Here is a 17,619-nt window from a genome sequence, read left to right as displayed (position 1 = left end):
GGCACCACCGCCACGCGGAAGCTTCCTCCCCGAAGACGGTCCGTGGCCAAGCCCACCGCGCGCGGTGGGGGCCGCGGGGCGGGGGACAGGAAATGTCCGGTTATGTTCCAGATAGGCGCGTTCCAAGGAGCACGGCTCGGCATCGGTTTCGGATGGTCAGGCCTTGCCAGTGGCAAAACGCCCGTAAACTCAGCGGGGTGGACACGACGACAGCGGACCCTCTCGTCGGACGGCTGCTCGATGGGCGTTATCGCATCGAGTCCCGGATCGCGCGGGGCGGTATGGCGACCGTCTACCTGGCGCTCGACGTCCGGCTTGACCGCACGGTCGCGCTGAAGGTCATGCATCGCTCGCTCGCCGAGGACCCGGCGTTCGTGCGGCGGTTCATCGGCGAGGCCAAGTCCGTGGCCAGCCTCTCGCACCCCAACGTGGTGCACGTCTTCGACCAGGGCACCGACGGTGACGTGGTCTATCTGTCGATGGAGTACGTCCCCGGCAGGACGCTCCGCGACACCCTGCGCGACCGGGGCAGGCTGCCCGCCCGCGAGGCGCTGGAGATCATGATACCGGTGCTCGCGGCCTTGGGCGCGGCCCATCAGGCCGGCATGGTGCACCGCGACGTCAAGCCCGAGAACGTCCTGCTCACCGACGACGGCCGGGTCAAGGTGGTGGACTTCGGCCTGGCCCGCGCGATCGAGGCGACCAACCAGACCCGCACCGGCGTGATGATCGGCACGATCGGCTACATGTCGCCCGAGCAGGTCATGACCGGCGGCGCCGACGTGCGCAGCGACGTCTACGCGGCGGGCATCATGCTGTTCGAGCTGGTGACCGGTGAGCAGCCCTACGACGGCGAGACGCCGATGTCGGTGGCCTACCGCCACGTCCACGACACCGTGCCGCCGCCGTCCTCCGTGGTGCCGGAGGTGCCGCCGCTGATCGACACGCTGGTGACGCACGCCACGGCCCGCGCCCCCGACGACCGTCCCGCCGACGCGACCGCGATGCTGGTGGCCGCCGTGGACGCGCACCGCATGCTGCCCCGTACGACCACGCCACCCACGCACTCGGGGGCGTCCGGGGCGCGCTCCATGCCGTACTCGATGCCAGGCGCCAGACCCGCCCCCGCGCCGCACGCGATGACGCAGGTGGCGGCCAACCACACGTTGATCCAGCCGCGCGAGGAGATGCCCGCGCGGCGCGCCGGTTTCAAGCCCAACTGGTTCCTGGTCGCGCTCGCCGTGGTCATGGTGGTGGCGGTGGCGCTGACGGGCTGGTACTTCTCGCAGACCACGTACGTCCCGGTGCCCGAGCTGGTCGGCCAGGACCTGAAGGTCGCCCAGAGGACCGCCGCCGCCCAGGGCTTCCAGGTGAAGACGGCCCCCGGCGAGCACGACGAGAAGGTCGCCGAGGGTCTCGTGCTGCGCACCGACCCGGGGCGCAACGTCGAGGTCGAGCGGGGCGCGGCCCTCACGCTGGTGCCCTCGCTGGGTCCGAAGCGGGTGCTGGTGCCCAACGTCGAGGGCATGTCCGAGCCCGAGGCCCGCACCGCGATCGGCAAGGCCGGGCTCGACGTCAACCGCGTCGCCCGGCAGGCCAACCAGGAGATCGAGCGCGGCAAGGTGATCCGCACCTCGCCCGACGTGGGCGAGAAGGTCAAGGAGAACTCGAAGGTCAACCTCTACGTCAGCGCGGGGCTCGTGATGCCCGACGTCGGCGGCATGCCCAAGGACGAGGCGGCCAACTACCTCGGCACCCAGGGCTTCCAGGTGCAGGTCAACGAGGTCGACGACAAGGCCGAGCCGTGCACGGTGATCGCGCAGGCGCCCAAGGCCAAGGCCGAGGTCGACAAGGGCGCGCAGGCCATGATCACGGTGTCCCGGTGCCAGACCGACTTCTGGGACTGGTTCCGCGGCGACAATCAGGACAACGAGGCGCGTGACGACCAGGAGTTCCAGCTCGTCCCGTCGGTGGTGGGCAAGAACACCGGCGACGCCAGGAACGAGTTACAGGGTCTCGGCTTCAGGGTGCAGATCCGCAAGCTCTCGGGCGATGGAGTCGTACGGTTCCAGCGCCCGGCGGGCAACAGCGAGCGGCCGCCCGGCGCGGTGGTGGTCCTCTGGCAGTGACCCGACGGCCGGGCGACGGCTGTCAGGCGAGGTTGCCGTGCAGCCGGACCCTTGCCAGCCCCCCGTCGGGATAGATGTCGACGCGCACCCGCGTGACCGGCTCGGCGTGCTCCAGGCGGAACCGGTGCGGGGTGTCGGGCTGCAGCCGCGTCCTGGCCAGCAGCTCGACCTCACGGTCACCGTCGTACCCGGTCAGTGACACCCATCCGGGCGCGTTGAACAGCAGGTTCGTGGTGTCGATCTCGGCCAGCCGGATGACGCCGCGCGCGGCGAGCCGGATGACCAGCCACTCGTTGCCGGCCTCCCGCCGCCGCGCGGTCTCCCAGCCCTCCGCCTGGTGGCGGGCCAGCCCGGGGGCCAGGACGTTGTCGGGCGCCGAGTAGAACTCGTTGGAGCAGGCGGTGACCCGCCCCCCGTTCGCCAGGGCGGCCAGGTCGAGGCTGAGCCCCTCGTAGAGGGACAGATCCGGCCGGACCTCGCCGTGCACGCGCAACCGGGCGATCCCGCCGTCGGGATACATGTTCAGCCGTACGTGCGTGTAACGGGAGTCGTCGGTCACCTCGAAAGCGTGCTCGGCGTCCCCCTTGAGGTCGCTCCTCGGCACGATCTCCACCCAGTCGGCGTCGGCGAGCTCGGCGGGCGACGGGTAGCCGTCCACGGCCGCGGCCTCGACCGAGGCGTGCGGCGGGTAGTTGCCCTTGAACCAGGCCGTGTCGATCACCACACCGCGGACGACGCCCGGCAGGCCGAGCCGGACGATCGCCCAGTCGTGGCCGGGCTCGCGCCGGCGCCGGGTCTCCCAGCCGTCGTAGACCTGACCCTTGCTGCCGAACGTCTCCGCCTGGAAACCGGGCCGTCCCGGCCTGATCAGGCTCTCCTTCTCGGCGAAGGACTCGTCGCTGGCGGCGACCACCGAACCGCCGAGGGTACGCAGCGCGAGGTCGGGCAGGGCGGTGAAGCCGGGCATCTACTGCTCTCCCATCAGGAAGGCTCCGTGCGGTACGCCGTCAGTGGGCCGGCCGCGGAGCCAGGTGGTAAGGACGGCACCCTTGAGAAGGTGGCCGTGGTAGGGCGTCACCGGGTTCTTGTGGTGGAGCCGGGCCGCGTCGACCGGGTTGACGGCAACGGCATCGAAAGCCACGAGATCAGCGTCGTTGCCCACCTTTATCGCGCCTTTTCCGGAAATATGGGCTATTGCTGCTGGTTGGGTGGACATCCAGCGCACCACGTCGGCCAGCCCGTGACCGCGACGCGACGCCTCGGTCCACACGGCGGACAGGCCGAGCTGGAGCGAGGCGATGCCGCCCCACGCCGCCGCGAACGAGGGCACCTTGAGGTCGGCCGGTGCGGGCGAGTGGTCGGAGACGACGCAGCTCAGCACGCCGCTCGCCAGCCCGTCCCAGAGCCGGTCGCGGTTGGCGGCGGAGCGGATCGGCGGGCAGCACTTGTAGGCGGTCTCGCCCTCGGGCACCTGTTCGGCGGCCAGGGTCAGGTAGTGGGGACAGGTCTCGGCGGTGACGCGTAGCCCCTCGGCCTGGGCGGCGGCCAGCGGCTCCAGGCAGTCGGCGCTGGAGACGTGCAGGATGTGCACCCGGGCGCCGGTCTCCCTGGCCAGCCGGATCACCTGCTCGACCGCGCTGCGCTCGGCCGCCCCCGGCCGGGAGTCCACGAACTCGCGGTATGTCGGACCTGCCGGCTCGGCGAGCAGCGCCGGGTCCTCGGCGTGTACGACCATGAGGCCGTCGAACCCGGCGAGCTCCGTGAGCGCCGGGCGTACCTCCGAAGGGCTGAGCGGCGGGAACTCCTCCACGCCTGACGGCGACAGGAAGCACTTGAAGCCGTAGACCCCGCGGTCGTGCAGCGGGCGCAGGTCCTTGATGTTGCCGGGGATCGCACCGCCCCAGAAGCCGACGTCCACGTGGCACTGCCCGGCGGCGGCACGCAGCTTGGCGTCGAGCGCGTCCACGGTGACGGTGGGCGGGAGCGAGTTGAGCGGCATGTCCACGATCGTGGTGACCCCGCCCGCGGCGGCCGCCCTGGTGGCCGAGGCGAACCCCTCCCAGTGGGTGCGGCCCGGCTCGTTGACGTGCACGTGGGTGTCGACCAGGCCGGGCAGCAGCGCGAGATCGCGCAGGTCGATGTCCTCGGCCGCCTCGATGGCGTCACCGTACGCGCCCACCGCGGCGATCCGGCCGTCGCGGACGGCCACCGAGGCGGCCCGCTCGCCGTCGGGGGTGATGGTCCTGCGCGATCGGACCACGAGGTCATAGCCGGTCATGTCCACTCCTTCCTCGCCACAACCCGATGCCATATGTCCGGTCCGAAGGCGGACGAGGCCCGTATGTCCAGTCAAAGGCCGAGCTCGTACGTCCAGCCAGAGGCCGGCCCCGTACGTCTGGTCATAGGCGGTCGGCGGCGAGCTTGGCGGCCAGGCGTTCGAGGAGCGCGGCGGCGTCGGCCATGCAGCGGGCCGGGTCGGGCTCCAGGTCGGTGAGAGCGTAGGCGGCCTCGATGCCCGCCGCCCGGAGCTCGGCGTCGGAGAGGGTACGGCGGCCACAGACGGCGACCACCGGCACGCCGGCCCTGGCGGCCGCCTGAGCGACGCCGACAGGGGCCTTGCCGCGCAACGACTGCTCGTCCAGCGAGCCCTCACCGGTGATCACCAGGCGGGCGCCCTTGACCTGCTCACCGAACCCGAGCAGGTCGAGAAGGTAGTCGATGCCCGGCTGCACCTCGGCGTGCAGGAACGCCAGCGCGGCGAACCCCACGCCACCCGCGGCCCCCGCGCCCGGAGCCCCGGCGACGCCCATCGGGCGGGGTACGTCGTCGTGCTCGACGGCGCCCGCGAGACCGTGCGTGCGGGTGGCGACGGCGGCGAGGCGGGCGAGCGCCCGGTCCAGGACCGGCACGTCCTCCAGGGTCGCGCCCTTCTGCGGGCCGTAGATGGCCGCGGCGCCGTGCGGGCCGAGGAGCGGGTTGTCGACGTCGCTGGCCACCACCACCTCGATGCCCGACATATCCGTGAAACCGGTGATGTCGATGCGGTCGAGCCTGCTCAGGGCGGCTCCGCCGTACTCGAGCTCGTCGCCCTGAGCGTCGAGGAAGCGAGCGCCGAGCGCCTGCGCCATGCCGGCGCCCCCGTCGGTGCAGGCGCTGCCGCCCAGGCCCAGCACGATGCGCTTGGCGCCCTGGCGGATCGCGTCGGCGACGAGCTCGCCGGTGCCGTAGCTCGTGGCGGTGAGCGGCTCGAGCCCGCCGGGGAGACGGCGCAGGCCGGACGCCTCGGCGAGCTCGACGACGGCCGTGTCCCCGCGCCGCGCGTACGAAGCCTGGACGGGCTCGCCCGTGGGCCCGGTGACCTGGCGGGAGACGCGGGTGAACCCACAGGCCACGACCGCGTCCACGGTGCCGTCTCCCCCATCGGCGACGGGCAGCTCTATCGCCGGTACGCCCAGCCCCGCCGACACATGGGCCGCCACCTCGGCGGCGGTCAGCGACCCCTTGAACTTGTCGGGGGCAACGAGCACATGCTCAACCACTACGAACTCCCACACGATGACGAACGGCGAACGGCCCCGCCTCCGGGGAGACGCGACGATTCATCATCACATCCCGGCATGCGGCGGCTCGAACTGGCGTCCGGCGCCGCCGACCGGGTCGTCCAGATCAGCCGCGGGCGGCCCGGACGGACGCGGCTGCGGCAGCATCGCCAAGGTCCGCGCCTACCGCGAACGCAAGCGCGACGACGCCTGAGGCACGCGCCCACCGCGCGATTCACGACAGAACCCGGCACACAGGGCTCGGCCGGACGGCGGGGAGCCCGCGCGGGCGTGGTTACCGGTGGATCTCCTTGGTGGCGGTGATGCCGTGCTTCTCAGCAAGCCGGGTCAGGCGGCGGTGGGCCTCGGCGCCCGCGCGGCCGGCGGCGTCATGGGCGACGGTTCTGAGCTCGTCGTCCTCGACGACCGTCTCGCCGCCGACCAGCAGCCGGGCCAGCGGCGGCTGGCGGGTGGCGAAGACCAGGCGGCAGACCGGGTCGGTCACCGCCGAGGCGAACGGCTCGTCCACCCGCCACAGCGCGATGTCCGCGAGCTTGCCCGCCTCGAGCGTGCCCAGCTCGTCCGCACGGCCGAGGTTGCGGGCTCCGCCGAGGGTGGCGAGTTCGAGCGCCTGCCGGGCGGTCAGCGCGCCGGGACCGTACACGGCCCGCTGGAACAGCAGTGCCTGCCGCATCTCGCCGGACAGCGTGGTCAGCTCCGAGGAGGCGCTGCCGTCCACGCCGAGGCCGACGTTCGCGCCGCGGCGCAGCATCTCCGACACCCGGGCGATTCCGGCGCCGAGCCGGCCGTTCGAGGAGGGGCAGTGCGCGGAGCCGGTGCCGGTGGCGGCGAGCTTGCCGATGTCGGCGTCGCTGAGGTGCACCGCGTGGGCGAACCACACGTCGGGGCCGAGCCAGCCGAGCTTGTCCATGTACTCGACGGGCCGCATGCCGAACTGCGCGCGGCAGTGCTCCTCCTCGTCCAGCGTCTCGGCCAGGTGGGTGTGCAGGCGCACTCCCCGGTCCCTGGCGAGGGCGGCGGCCTCGGTCATCAGCTCACCGCTCACCGAGAACGGCGAGCAGGGCGCCACCGCGATCCGCAGCTTCGAGGAGAACGACGGGTCGTGGTGGACGTCGACGGCCTCGGCGGTGGCGGCGAGGATCTCGTCGAGCCGCTCGACGACGACCTCCGGGGGCAGACCGCCCTGCGACTGGCCCCTGTCCATGGAGCCGCGGGCCGGGTGGAAGCGGATGCCCAGCTCGCGCGCCGCCTCGATCTCGGCGGCGAGCAGGTCGCCGCGGCCCTTGGGGAAGACGTAGTGGTGGTCGCTGGAGGTGGTGCAGCCGGACAGGGCCAGGTGGCCGAGCCCCGCGCCGGCCGCGCCCCTGACGACCTCGGCGTCCATGGCGGCCCACACGGGGTAGAGGGCCACCAGCCACTCGAACAGCGTCGCGTCCTGGGCGAGGCCCTGCGAGGCCCACTGGTAGAGGTGGTGGTGGGTGTTGACCAGGCCGGGCGTGGCCAGGCAGCCGGTGCCGTCGATCCGGCCGGCCGGTGGGGTGGCGGGCGCCTCGGTCATGGGGCCGAGGCCGGTGATCAGATCACCCTCGATACGGATATATCCGGACTCGATTTCCGGTCCGGCAACAGGCGCGATGTAGACGTTGTCGATCTGCACAGAGCCGGGCCGCGTGGGAGAGGTCACCTGGTCGCCGCCTTTCGCTCGGCCGCCAGCCGTACCGCGTCCAAGATCTTCTCGTACCCGGTGCAGCGGCACAGGTTGCCCGCGAGGGCCTCGCGGATCTCCGCGTCGGACGGCCGGTCCACGCGCTCCAGCAGGTCGTGCGTCTGCACGATCAGGCCGGGCGTGCAGAAGCCGCACTGCACCGCGCCGCTCTCGACGAACGCCTCCTGCACGGGGTCTAGCCGGTCTCCCTCGGCCAGGCCCTCGACGGTACGCACCTGGCGGCCCTCGGCCTGCCCGGCGGCGACGAGGCAGGCGCAGACCGGCGTACCGTCGAGATAGACCGTGCACGATCCGCATTCGCCCTGCTCGCAGGCGTTCTTGGAGCCGGGCAGGCCGACCCGCTCGCGCAGCACGTACAGGAGGCTCTCGCCCTCCCACACGTCGTCGGCGCACTCCTCGCGGCCGTTGACGGTGAAGGTGACGCGCATCAGGCGGCCCTCCTTCCTCGGTAGTCGTTCCAGGCCCAGGTCAGTGTGCGGCGGGCCATCACGCCGATGGCGTGCCTGCGGTAGTCGGCGGTGCCGCGCACGTCGTCGATCGGCGAGGCGGCCCGGGCGCACAGCTCGCCGAACCGCTTCAGCACGGCGGGGTCGAGCCGGGCGCTCCAGTCGAGCTCGCGGCGCAGGAACTCCTCCGCCTCCAGCGCCCTGCGCGGCGTGGGCGCGGCCGAGCCTAGGCCGGTGCCGACCCGCCTCTCCCCCGGATGCAGCGCGACCGCGAAGGAGCACACCGCGATGACCATGGCGTTGCGGGTGCCGACCTTGGAGAAGTATTGGGGGCCGGTGGCGGCTTCGAGGTGGACGGCCCTGATCAGCTCGTCCGGCCGCAGCGCGGATCGCTTGACGCCCAGGTAGAACTCGTGCGCGGGGATCATCCTGACGCCGCCGTCGCGTGACTCCACCTCGATCACCGCCCCGGCGGCGAGCAGCGGCGGGTGGCTGTCTCCGGCGGGCGAGGCCGCGCCGAGGTTGCCGCCGACCGAGCCGCGGTTGCGGATCTGCGGCGAGCCGACCGTCCGCGACGCCTGCGCCAGTCCCGGCAGCGGGCCGCTGAGCTCCTCGATGATCGTGGTGTACGACACGGCGGCCCCCACCCGGTAGCGGCCGTCCTCCAGGGACCAGGTACGCAGCTCGGGCACGCGGGTCAGGTCCAGCAGCGCCTCCGGCCGTCGTACGTCGAAGTTGATCTCGACCATCACGTCGGTGCCGCCCTGGATGGGCATGGCCCCGGGCCGGTCCGCCTTGGCGGCCAGCGCCTCGTCCCATGTCGTGGGGCGCAGGAATTCCATCGCTCTACTCCCAGGCGAATGCGGCGTCAGGGGCGTCCTCGCGCAGCACGCCGCCCTCGATCAGGCCATAGGGGCGGTCGGCCGCGAAGTAGACCTCGTTGTCGTTGTCCAGGCCGAACGGCGAGAGGTCCACCAGGAAGTGGTGCTTGTTCGGCATCGCGAACCTGATCTCGCAGACCTCGCCACGGGTGTCCAGTACCCGTTTTCCCATCGCGTACAGCGTCTGCTGCAGCGACAGGCTGTGCGTGTCGGCGAACGCCTCCAGCAGGCATCGCCGTACCTCCTCGTACGACTTGCCGTACGCGGACCCTTCGGCGGCGTGGCGCCACCGGGCGGCCACGGCGGTGGCGAGGACGCGGTCGGTGGCCGGTGGCAGCGTGGTGTACTCGTCCTGGATGTAGCCGTGGAACTCCGAGCCCGTCGAGTTGAGCACGACCAGGTCCTTCAGGCCGGAGACCACGGTCGTGCGGCCGTCGCGGTCGTGGTGGACGACGCAGGTGCGCACCTCGCCGCCCTTGCGCGCGAACGAGTGCGGCCGGTCGCCGCCGATCCGCTCCCAGGCGTACTCCTCGATCTCCACCCTGGCGTGGTGGATCGGCGGCTGCGACTCGACGAAATGCCTGGCCAGCAGCAGCGCGAAGTCCTCGATCTGGTCGACGCCGTGCTTCTTGGCGAAGGCGTAGACGGTGTTCTTCTGCGAGTCGGTCGGCAGCACGGTGGCGTTGTCACCGGTCAGGTGGACGGCCGCCATGTCGCCGGAGAGGGAGGAGCTGACGCTCAGGTCCTTCAGGTGGTGGACGCCGCCCTCCCGGACGACGCGGACGAGCCTGGTCTCCGCCTTGCCGTAGCGGTTGGGACCCAGGATGACGTCGGGCACGTTCTAGCTCCCTCGATAGGTGGAGTAGGCGAACGGGCTGAGCAGCAGCGGCACGTGATAGTGCGCGGCCGGGTCCGTCACGGTGAAGGTGATGACGACCTCGGGGTAGAACGTCTCGGGCAGGTACGCGCCGGTGTCGAAGACCACCCGGTGGACGCCGGCGCCGGGGTGCCAGCCCTTGATCCGGCCGTCTTCGTCGGTGCGGCCATCGGCCACGACCTCGCCCTCGTGCTCCAGCCGTACGGCCACTCCCGCGGCGGGGCGGCCGGTGACGGCGTTCAGGACGTGCGTGGAGAAGCTCATCAGGACCCCTCCAGCAGCTTGACCAGGCGCAGTCTGGTGATCTTGGCCAGCTCGTCGCGGACGGTGGCGCGTTCGGTCTCCTCGTCGTGGAGCAGGCGTTCGCGCAGCCTGGCCAGCATCTCGGCGCCCGTCAGGCCGGTGGCGCAGATCAGGTAGACGTGGCCGAAACGGTCCTCGTACGACCGGTTGCCCTCGGCCAGCTCGGCGCGCGTGTCGTCCTGGACGCCCGACTGCTCCTGCCTGGACCAGGCGCTCTCGGCGCGCTCCCCGATCCTGGGGTGAGCGCTGAGCGCTTCGAGGACGTCGGGCCAGGCCAGGCCGCGCACGGCCGCGTCGGCGGCGGCGGCGAGCCGGTCCGGGTCACTGTAGGGGCGCCGGGCGGCGACGGACCTGGCGAAGGCGCGGGAGGCGCAGCAGGCGAGCAGCGCCGCCTCGGCGTCCTCCCGGGCGTTGAACCCGGCCAGACCGGTGAGCGTGTTGGGCATAGCAGCAGTACACACACCCGCGTGGTGCCCGGTCCATCCGCAAGAACTCTCAAGTGGTCCAGCGGTTGGCTAGGACTTTTCGTGTCATGCTCCAAGTTCGGCGGATATCCCGCCCGGCCGGCCCGCTCCGCCACCCGCCTAAACTGATAGGCATCATGACCCCAACCTCTCTCATCGGCGGGCACGTCTCCGTCGCGGGCGGCCTGGCGACGGGCGGTCTCGCGTACATGGCCGAGATCGGCGCCGAGATGATCCAGGTGTTCGTCACCAACCCGCGCGCCTGGGCCCTCACACCGGGCAAGCCCGAAGAGGACGCCGCGCTGGCCGCGTCGGGTGTCGACACCTTCGTGCACGTCCCCTACCTGGCCAACTTCGGCTCGCCCAACCCCGAGACGGTGGCCGGCACCATCGCGCTCGTCCGCTACACGCTCCGCCGCGGCGCCGAGGTCGGCGCCAAGGGAGTCGTGGTGCACACGGGCTCGGCGGTGACGCAGCCGCGCGACGACGCGCTGCGCCAGCTGCGCGAGCACCTGCTGCCGCTGCTCGACGAGATCCCCGAGGGCGGCCCCGACCTGCTGCTGGAGCCGATGGCGGGCCAGGGGGCGATGCTCTGCGCCACGGTGCAGGATCTGGAGCCCTACCTGGCGGCGCTCGACTGGCACCCGCGGGCCAACATCTGCCTCGACACCTGCCACGCCTTCTCGGCCGGGCACGACCTGGTCGCGGCGAGCGGGGTCAAGGAGACGTTCGACGCGCTGCACGCGATCGCGCCGGGGCGGCTGAAGCTGATCCACGCCAACGACTCCAAGGATTTGTGCGGCTCGAAGAAGGACCGCCACGAGAACATCGGCGCGGGGCACATCGGCGCCCAGCCGTTCGCCGAGCTCATGCGGCACCCGGCCGTGGCGGGCGTCCCGATCTGCATCGAGACGCCGGGGAAGGCCGACAAGCACCGCGAGGACATCGCCACCCTCAAGAGGCTCCGCGACGAGCCGTAACCGCCCCGTGGGGCCTTGGTGCACGTGTCGGGACGCCCGCTCTCGCGATCCGGCCACCCCCGTAAGGCCGGATCGCGGTCCATTCCGCGGCCACAGCGGGCGTCCCACACGTGCTCGGCAGGCGGGCCCTGCCCCCCGGTAGAGGGCCCGACAGCCGTGGTGACCTGCGCGGTCACCGGAGGATCCGACGCATCAGACTAATCAGCGAGCCTTTCGGCCCGTCCCCCCCGATGCGCCGGGTGGCTTCCGATGCGCAAACACTACGGTCGCGATCTTGCGGGCGAACCCCCGTTTACGGACAGCTCGTCGAACGGTCTGTAGTCATCGCCATACGGAGCGTACGCGTGCGACGAACGGTGACTCCGGCACGACGAACGGTCGCTTCCGCGCCCGCGCGATCTCCAACACAACGGCCGTGCGGCCGCCCGGGAGACACCCGACCCGGTGTGACCAGGGAACTCGCCACCATCACGGAGAAAACGCCCGGCGCGGCGCACCGCGCGGGGGGCCGTTCACACTCCCCGCATTCACGCCCACCCCGCCCGGGAAACGGGCGGCGCAACGGGCCAGAAGATGGCACCGCGGCGGGTCAGGAGACGACGCCGCGGCGGGGTCAGGAGATGGCGCCGCGATGCTGGCGGACCAGCTGCTCGCGCACCTGGCGGCTGTGCCGCCTGCTCACCTGGAGCGTCTGGGTGCCGACGGTCAGCATCACCCTGCCGCCCTCGAACCTGAGCTCGCTCACGTGCCTGGCGGAGACGAGGGTGCTGCGGTGCACCCGGATGAACCCGGCGTCGGCCCAGCGCCGCTCCAGCGCCGCCAGGGACATGCGTACGAGGTAGCTGCCGTCGACCGTGTGCAGGCGCACATAGTCGCCCTTCGCCTCGGCGTACCAGACCGCCTGCTGCGGGACGAACCTGGTGATCCCGCTCAGCTCAACCGGGATCACGTCGTCGAGGGCCGGCTCGGCGACCGGCGCCACGGCCACCTCCAGCCGGCGCACCGCCTCGGCCAGCCGCTCGGCCCGGACCGGTTTCAGCAGGTAGTCGACGGCCTCCAGCTCGAACGCCCGCACCGCGCAGTCCTCGTGCGCCGTGACGAACACCAGCCTGGGCGGGCTGGGGAAGCCGCCGACGAGCTTGGCCAGGTCGAGCCCGTCGATGCCGGGCATCCGGATGTCGAGGAACACCCCGTCGAGCCGCTCGCCGGTCCCGATCATCTGGACCATCCCCTGCAGGGCCGCGACGCCGTCGCTCGCGGTCGTGACCCGCTCAATCCTGGCGTCCTTGCGGAGCAAGTAGGCCAGTTCTTCCAAAGCGGGCAGCTCATCGTCGACGGCCAGCACACGCAGCATGACCACCACGCTGCCTTAATAACGCTGAGGTCACAAGCCACTTGCGCACGCAGCGCGAATAATTGACTACAGAGAGCTGAGGCGCGTCTTGGGCACCCGGAGCCGCACGGTGGTGCCCGACCCCAGCGCCGTCTCCACCACCAGCCCGTAGCCGTCTCCGTAGATCTGGCGCATCCGCACGTCCACGTTGGCCAGGCCGATGCCGTTGCCCTCGCGCCTCGGGTCGTCGTCGAGCACCCGCCTGACGTGCTCCGGGTCCATGCCGGTGCCGTCGTCCTCCACCGTGATGTGCGCCTCCGGCCCGGCGTCGCGGGCCACCACGCGCACCTGGCCGACGCCGCCGCGGCTGCCCATGCCGTGCTTGATCGCGTTCTCCACCAGCGGTTGCAGGCACAGGAACGGCACGGGCACCGGCAGCACCTCCGGCGCCACCTGCACGCTGAAGCGCAGCCGGTCGCCGAAGCGCGCCCGCTCCAGCAGCAGGTAGCGGTCCACGCAGGTCAGCTCGTCGGCCAGGGTGGTGAAGTCGTGCGCCCGGCGCAGCGCGTACCGGGCGAAGTCGGCGAAGTCCAGCAGCAGCTCCCGGGCCCGCGCCGGGTCGGTGCGGACGAAGGAGGCGATCGTGGTCAGCGCGTTGTAGATGAAGTGCGGCGAGATCTGCGCCCGCAGGGCGCGCATCTCCGCCTCCAGCGCGCGCCGCCGCGAGGTGTCGAGCTCGGCCAGCTCCAGTTGGCCCGACACCCACCGGCCGACCTCGGTGACGGTACGCACCAGCGCCGCGCTCACCTCCTGGTCGAAGGCCGCCAGCGTGCCGACGAGCTTGCCGTCGACCAGCAGCGGCACCACGACCGCGCCGTACGGCTCCCCGGCGAACACCTGCGGCCGCCCGGACGCCAGCGCGGTGCGGGCGTAGGTGAGCACCTCGTCGGTGCACGGGCCGTCCCAGGCCAGCGCCGCCTCGGTCGAGGTGATCGCGACGGCGTAGGTGCCGAGCAGGGCGTGCAGATGGCGTACGGCCTTGCGGGCCGAGTCGCGGTTCAGCCCGGCGCGCAGCGAGGGGGCCGCCAGCGCCGCGATGTGCAGCGCCGTGTACGTCGCCTCGTCCTTCCAGTCACCCGGGGGCGGCCCGGCCGGATCGGACGGCTCGCGCGGCTCCCGATGTCCCCGCGACACCAGGGCGACGGCGTAGCCGAGGACGAAGGTCAGGCAGGACAGCACCACGCACGCGGTGGTCGACATGCGGGCAACCGTAGCCAACAACGGACCGTGTTCGGGCGGAAACCCTACGGAGGGCCCTCGCCGGGTTCTTCCTGGTAGGAGTAGCGTTGCTCGCGCCAGGGATCGGCCACGTTGTGGTAGCCGCGTTCCTCCCAGAAGCCTCGGCGATCTTCGAGGAGATACTCGATGGCCCGCACCCATTTGACGCTCTTCCACGCGTACAGGTGGGGCACGACGGCGCGTACGGGGAAGCCCCGGTCGGCGCTGATCGGCTTGTCGTCCAGCTCCATGGCGAACAGCGTGTCCGGGGCGGTGAAGTCGGACATCCGGAGATTGGCGCTGTAGCCGTACTCGGCCCAGATCATCACGTGCCGCACGCCCGGATCGGGCGGGGCCGCCGCGACGATCGTCGCCGGGCTGACCCCCCGCCACTCGTTGCCCATGATCGAGAACTTGGTGACGCAGTGGAAATCCGCGATGACGCCGGTGCGGGGCAGGCTCTCGAACTCCGGCCAGGTGAAGCGGTGCTCCTCGCCGGAGGCGGTGGCTCCGAAGACGCGGAAGTCCCAGCTTTCGGGCCGGAACTGCGGCACCCTGCCGTAGTGGATCACCGGCCGGCCGCGCGGGACGTACTGGCCCGGAGGCAGCCGCGATTCCTCCACGTACACTCCCCTCGCCGGTTTCCGTGGTCTTGGGCCATCCTGCCATCGGCCCTTGCCTGCCTCGCGCGCGGGTGCGGTGCGCTACGATGGCGACTATGCGTAAAGCGTTCGTGTTTTGGTATGGCGACGGACCCGAGTCCGTTCGCCACCTGACGCTGCGCTAGCAGACAGGCGAACGAAAGGCCCCGGGTCCACATGGACCCGGGGCCTTTCGGCGTTTCCAGGGCTATTTCCGCGCTTGATCGAAGGAGCAGCAGATGGTGATCGTGATGGGCCAGGAGGCAACCGGGGATGACATCGCGTCGATCGTCGCGGTCGTCCAGGCGGCCGGGGTAGAGGCGTTCGTGAGCAGGGGTGTACGGCGCACGATCGTCGGGCTGGTGGGCGATGTGACCCAGCTCGACGAGGCGAGCCTGCGCGGCATGCCGGGGGTGCGCGAGGTGATGCGGGTGAGCACCCCCTACAAGCTGGTGAGCAGGGAGAACCATCCCGAACGCTCCACGGTCCACGTGGGCGGCGTGCCGATCGGCCCCGGCACCGTGACGCTGATCGCGGGGCCGTGCGCGGTGGAGACGCCCCAGCAGACGCTGGAGGCGGCCAGGATGGCCATGGCGGCGGGCGCGACCCTGCTGCGCGGGGGCGCCTTCAAGCCCCGCACCTCGCCGTACGCCTTCCAAGGGCTGGGCGAGCAGGGCCTGCGCATCCTCGCCGAGGTGCGCGAGGAGACCGGGTTGCCGATCGTCACCGAGGTGGTCGACGCGCAGGACGTCGCCCTGGTCGCCTCGTACGCGGACATGCTGCAGGTCGGCACCCGCAACGCGCAGAACTTCGCGCTGCTGCAGGCGGTCGGCGCGGCGGGCCGGCCGGTCATGCTCAAGCGCGGCATGAGCTCGACGATCGAGGAGTGGCTGATGGCCGCCGAGTACATCGCGCAGCGCGGCAACCTCGACATCGTGCTGTGCGAGCGCGGTATCAGGACGTTCGAGACCGCCACGCGCAACACCCTCGACGTCTCGGCGGTGCCGGTGGCGCAGCGGCTGTCGCACCTGCCGGTGATCGTCGACCCGTCGCACTCGGGCGGTCAGCGCGACCTGGTGCTGCCGCTGACGCGGGCGGCGATCGCCGTGGGCGCCGACGGGGTCATCATCGACGTGCACCCGCATCCCGAGCAGGCGATCGTCGACGGGCCGCAGGCGCTGGTCGACACCGATCTGGGCGAGCTGGCCCAGGTCATGCGGGACTTCCCGCCGCTGCTCGGCAAGACGGCGGCCGCCGCGCTGACGGTCTGATCCGCCTGGGATGAGTACGGCCGGCAGCACGCGCCAGGTCGGCCGTACTCATCAGTAACTTGAGTACGTCACCCCATGTGCCGACATGTCGCCCAGCAGGACGATGGTCGGCATGACGAAGCCCATCCAACCCACTCAGACCACCGCCTACTATGTCCAGGCCATGCTGTCGTTCGGCGTCTCCGTGTCGTCCGTGGTGCTCGCCCTGGTCTACCTCCCGGCCTCCGGGTGGATCAGGGCCTTCCTCGCCTTGGGCGTCCTGTACGTCATCACCTCGACCATCACGCTCAGCAAGGTCGTACGCGACCGTCAGGAGCTGTCGGGCGTCAGCACCCGCGTCGACCAGGCCCGCCTGGACAAGCTGCTCGCCGAGCACGACCCGTTCAGGGTGGACGCGTCCTGACGCGGCCGGCGCTCTCACCGGCCTGAGACCGGGCCGCCCAACGGAATGGTCCCCCACGGGCGGCCCGGCCTCAGCTCAGGCTCAGAGCTTGTACTCCTGGATCGAGTCGGCCAGCTGGACGGCCAGCTCCTCGGCGTCCAGCCGCTTCTCGATCTGCTTGAGATCCTCGATCTTCGCGCGCGTCTCGGCCCGCTTGGGGGCCAGCAGCGTGCAGCAGTCCTCGTCGGGCAGCTCGGAGATCTCCAGCGTGCCGATGCGCCGGGCCTCGGCCATGATCTCCGTCTTGTCCCAGCCCACCAGCGGGCGCAGGATCGGCAGCTCGACGGCGTGGTCCTGGGCCGTGATGTTGGTCAGCGTCTGGGACGAGACCTGGCCGAGGGCGTCACCGGTGATCAGCGCGGCGGCGCGGATGCGGTGCGCGACCTCCTCGGCCGTCTTGAGCATGAGCCGGCGCTGGGCGATCACCGCGAGCCGGTCCTGGCCGGACGTGCGGATCGACTGCTGGGCCTTGCCGAACGGCACCACCCACAGCCGCGACCGGCCCTGGAACCGGTCAAGCTTCCTGACCAGCGCGTACGCCTTGTAGATCGACTCGGACGTGGTGAATGGGATGCCCGAGAAGTGCAGGAAGTCGACGTGCAGACCCCGGCGCATCATCCGGTAGGCGGCCACCGGCGAGTCGATGCCGCCCGACATGAGCACCAGTGCCCGGCCGCTGCTGCCGACCGGCAGGCCGCCCTGGCCGGGGATGCCACCGGTGAAGACGAACACCTCGTCCTTGTCGACCTCGATGGAGACGGTCAGCTCCGGGTTCTTCAGGTTGACGGGCAGGCCGTACTCGTCGTTGATGGCGCCGCCGACGAGCCGGTCGAGCTCGTTGGAGCGCAGCGGGAAGCGCTTGTCGCGACGGCGGGAGCGCACCGCGAACGTGGCTCCGCGCTTGACCTCCTCGCGCTCGGCCACCAGCTCCAGGCTCGCCTTGAGCACGGAGTCGGGGTCCTTGGCGACCCGCCAGGCGGAGTGGATCCAGACCAGGCCGGGCACGTCGGCGACCCGCTTGGCCACGGTCTCCGACTGCTCGGCCGTGGCGCCGTCGGGCAGGAAGATCGCGATGACGCCGTGCCGCTTGCGCACGTCGAGCTTGAGGCCGAGCTCCTTGACGGCTTCGCGGATGTTGTCGACCAGACGGCGTTCGAAAATGTCGCGGTTCTTACCTTTGAGGACGATCTCGCCCAGCTTGAGCAGAACGCATGGCTCGCCCAGGGCGGACATCGACATGGCAGAACCTCCGGGAGTGATGGGGACGCTCCGAGGCCAACGCCTCGAC

General features: G+C 71.4%; 18 protein-coding genes. 5 read left to right on the top strand and 13 right to left on the bottom strand.

Going from position 1 to position 17,619, the window contains the following annotated elements:
* Positions 1–197 precede the first annotated feature (197 nt).
* On the top strand, positions 198–2,129 hold the full coding sequence (pknB, locus tag LDL49_RS37450; protein WP_225298590.1) for a Stk1 family PASTA domain-containing Ser/Thr kinase: 1,932 nt from the start codon (positions 198–200) through the stop codon (positions 2,127–2,129).
* 22 nt (positions 2,130–2,151) lie between these two features.
* Here the strand turns inward: pknB and alc are convergent, their stop codons facing one another.
* The 3 genes from alc to LDL49_RS37435 all read right to left on the bottom strand — a co-directional run bounded on the left by alc (position 2,152) and on the right by LDL49_RS37435 (position 5,668).
* The gene (alc, locus tag LDL49_RS37445; protein ID WP_225298588.1) at positions 2,152–3,096 is read right to left on the bottom strand and encodes an allantoicase; all 945 of its coding nucleotides are present in this window, start codon (positions 3,094–3,096) and stop codon (positions 2,152–2,154) included.
* Positions 3,097–4,407 carry an allantoinase AllB gene (allB, locus tag LDL49_RS37440; protein WP_225298586.1) on the bottom strand — a complete coding sequence of 437 codons (1,311 nt, stop codon included), beginning with the start codon at positions 4,405–4,407 and terminating at the stop codon, positions 3,097–3,099.
* 121 nt (positions 4,408–4,528) lie between these two features.
* Complete coding sequence (locus LDL49_RS37435) at positions 4,529–5,668, bottom strand: glycerate kinase (protein ID WP_225298584.1); 1,140 nt, start codon at positions 5,666–5,668, stop codon at positions 4,529–4,531.
* Positions 5,669–5,684: 16 nt separating this feature from the next.
* Here LDL49_RS37435 and LDL49_RS37430 point away from each other — a divergent pair, with 16 nt between their 5' ends.
* Positions 5,685–5,882, top strand: a complete 198-nt coding sequence (locus tag LDL49_RS37430; RefSeq protein WP_225298582.1) for a hypothetical protein — start codon at positions 5,685–5,687, stop codon at positions 5,880–5,882.
* 81 nt (positions 5,883–5,963) lie between these two features.
* Here the strand turns inward: LDL49_RS37430 and LDL49_RS37425 are convergent, their stop codons facing one another.
* The 6 genes from LDL49_RS37425 to uraD are packed head-to-tail and all read right to left on the bottom strand — an operon-like array spanning position 5,964 to position 10,368.
* Positions 5,964–7,373, bottom strand: coding sequence for an 8-oxoguanine deaminase (locus tag LDL49_RS37425; protein WP_225298580.1), 1,410 nt, complete (start codon positions 7,371–7,373; stop codon positions 5,964–5,966).
* Complete coding sequence (locus LDL49_RS37420; RefSeq protein WP_225298578.1) at positions 7,370–7,843, bottom strand: (2Fe-2S)-binding protein; 474 nt, start codon at positions 7,841–7,843, stop codon at positions 7,370–7,372. Before LDL49_RS37420 ends, LDL49_RS37425 begins: the two co-directional genes overlap by 4 nt.
* Positions 7,843–8,703, bottom strand: coding sequence for an FAD binding domain-containing protein (locus LDL49_RS37415; RefSeq protein WP_225298576.1), 861 nt, complete (start codon positions 8,701–8,703; stop codon positions 7,843–7,845). Before LDL49_RS37415 ends, LDL49_RS37420 begins: the two co-directional genes overlap by 1 nt.
* A gap of 4 nt (positions 8,704–8,707) precedes the next feature.
* Positions 8,708–9,580 carry a factor-independent urate hydroxylase gene (gene pucL, locus LDL49_RS37410; protein WP_225298574.1) on the bottom strand — a complete coding sequence of 291 codons (873 nt, stop codon included), beginning with the start codon at positions 9,578–9,580 and terminating at the stop codon, positions 8,708–8,710.
* A gap of 3 nt (positions 9,581–9,583) precedes the next feature.
* The gene (uraH, locus tag LDL49_RS37405; RefSeq protein ID WP_225298715.1) at positions 9,584–9,886 is read right to left on the bottom strand and encodes a hydroxyisourate hydrolase; all 303 of its coding nucleotides are present in this window, start codon (positions 9,884–9,886) and stop codon (positions 9,584–9,586) included.
* Positions 9,883–10,368: a 2-oxo-4-hydroxy-4-carboxy-5-ureidoimidazoline decarboxylase gene (gene uraD, locus LDL49_RS37400; RefSeq protein ID WP_225298572.1), complete on the bottom strand. Its 486-nt coding sequence runs from the start codon at positions 10,366–10,368 to the stop codon at positions 9,883–9,885. The genes uraH and uraD overlap by 4 nt, the downstream gene beginning before the upstream one ends.
* Before the next feature lie 155 nt (positions 10,369–10,523).
* Here uraD and LDL49_RS37395 point away from each other — a divergent pair, with 155 nt between their 5' ends.
* Entirely contained in the window at positions 10,524–11,366 is an 843-nt protein-coding gene (locus tag LDL49_RS37395; RefSeq protein WP_225298569.1) for a deoxyribonuclease IV, read from the top strand.
* Between the two features lie 613 nt (positions 11,367–11,979).
* Here the strand turns inward: LDL49_RS37395 and LDL49_RS37390 are convergent.
* From LDL49_RS37390 to LDL49_RS37380, 3 genes are all read right to left on the bottom strand, one after another.
* Positions 11,980–12,720, bottom strand: coding sequence for a LytR/AlgR family response regulator transcription factor (locus tag LDL49_RS37390; protein ID WP_225298567.1), 741 nt, complete (start codon positions 12,718–12,720; stop codon positions 11,980–11,982).
* Positions 12,721–12,786: 66 nt separating this feature from the next.
* The gene (locus LDL49_RS37385; RefSeq protein ID WP_225298565.1) at positions 12,787–13,959 is read right to left on the bottom strand and encodes a sensor histidine kinase; all 1,173 of its coding nucleotides are present in this window, start codon (positions 13,957–13,959) and stop codon (positions 12,787–12,789) included.
* Positions 13,960–14,003: 44 nt separating this feature from the next.
* Positions 14,004–14,600: a sulfite oxidase-like oxidoreductase gene (locus tag LDL49_RS37380; RefSeq protein ID WP_225298563.1), complete on the bottom strand. Its 597-nt coding sequence runs from the start codon at positions 14,598–14,600 to the stop codon at positions 14,004–14,006.
* Between the two features lie 257 nt (positions 14,601–14,857).
* Between LDL49_RS37380 and aroF the strand changes: the two genes are divergently transcribed.
* Both aroF and LDL49_RS37370 read left to right on the top strand, forming a co-directional pair.
* A complete protein-coding gene (gene aroF, locus LDL49_RS37375; RefSeq protein WP_225298561.1) occupies positions 14,858–15,889 on the top strand; it encodes a 3-deoxy-7-phosphoheptulonate synthase in 1,032 nt (343 codons plus the stop codon).
* Between the two features lie 112 nt (positions 15,890–16,001).
* Positions 16,002–16,292, top strand: coding sequence for a YiaA/YiaB family inner membrane protein (locus LDL49_RS37370; protein ID WP_225298558.1), 291 nt, complete (start codon positions 16,002–16,004; stop codon positions 16,290–16,292).
* Positions 16,293–16,373: 81 nt separating this feature from the next.
* On the opposite strand, the gene thiI is transcribed toward LDL49_RS37370, so the two are convergent.
* A complete protein-coding gene (gene thiI, locus LDL49_RS37365; RefSeq protein WP_225298556.1) occupies positions 16,374–17,570 on the bottom strand; it encodes a tRNA uracil 4-sulfurtransferase ThiI in 1,197 nt (398 codons plus the stop codon).
* Between the last annotated feature and the right edge of the window lie 49 nt (positions 17,571–17,619).

Origin of the sequence: Nonomuraea aurantiaca, from assembly GCF_020215705.1 — a bacterium.
Lineage (GTDB): Bacteria > Actinomycetota > Actinomycetes > Streptosporangiales > Streptosporangiaceae > Nonomuraea > Nonomuraea aurantiaca.
The sequence above is the reverse complement of the archived record's forward strand: the minus strand, read 5'-3'. Positions and strand labels throughout refer to the sequence as shown.

Bases quoted from the DNA above. Each gene is read 5' to 3' on its own strand.
- alc (WP_225298588.1), bottom strand. From the start codon at position 3,096: ATGCCCGGCTTCACCGCCCTGCCCGACCTCGCGCTGCGTACCCTCGGC.
- allB (WP_225298586.1), bottom strand. From the start codon at position 4,407: ATGACCGGCTATGACCTCGTGGTCCGATCGCGCAGGACCATCACCCCC.
- LDL49_RS37430 (WP_225298582.1), top strand. From the start codon at position 5,685: ATGACGAACGGCGAACGGCCCCGCCTCCGGGGAGACGCGACGATTCAT.
- LDL49_RS37420 (WP_225298578.1), bottom strand. From the start codon at position 7,843: ATGCGCGTCACCTTCACCGTCAACGGCCGCGAGGAGTGCGCCGACGAC.
- LDL49_RS37415 (WP_225298576.1), bottom strand. From the start codon at position 8,703: ATGGAATTCCTGCGCCCCACGACATGGGACGAGGCGCTGGCCGCCAAG.
- uraD (WP_225298572.1), bottom strand. From the start codon at position 10,368: ATGCCCAACACGCTCACCGGTCTGGCCGGGTTCAACGCCCGGGAGGAC.
- LDL49_RS37395 (WP_225298569.1), top strand. From the start codon at position 10,524: ATGACCCCAACCTCTCTCATCGGCGGGCACGTCTCCGTCGCGGGCGGC.
- LDL49_RS37390 (WP_225298567.1), bottom strand. From the start codon at position 12,720: ATGCTGCGTGTGCTGGCCGTCGACGATGAGCTGCCCGCTTTGGAAGAA.
- LDL49_RS37385 (WP_225298565.1), bottom strand. From the start codon at position 13,959: ATGTCGACCACCGCGTGCGTGGTGCTGTCCTGCCTGACCTTCGTCCTC.
- aroF (WP_225298561.1), top strand. From the start codon at position 14,858: ATGGTGATCGTGATGGGCCAGGAGGCAACCGGGGATGACATCGCGTCG.
- LDL49_RS37370 (WP_225298558.1), top strand. From the start codon at position 16,002: ATGACGAAGCCCATCCAACCCACTCAGACCACCGCCTACTATGTCCAG.
- thiI (WP_225298556.1), bottom strand. From the start codon at position 17,570: ATGTCGATGTCCGCCCTGGGCGAGCCATGCGTTCTGCTCAAGCTGGGC.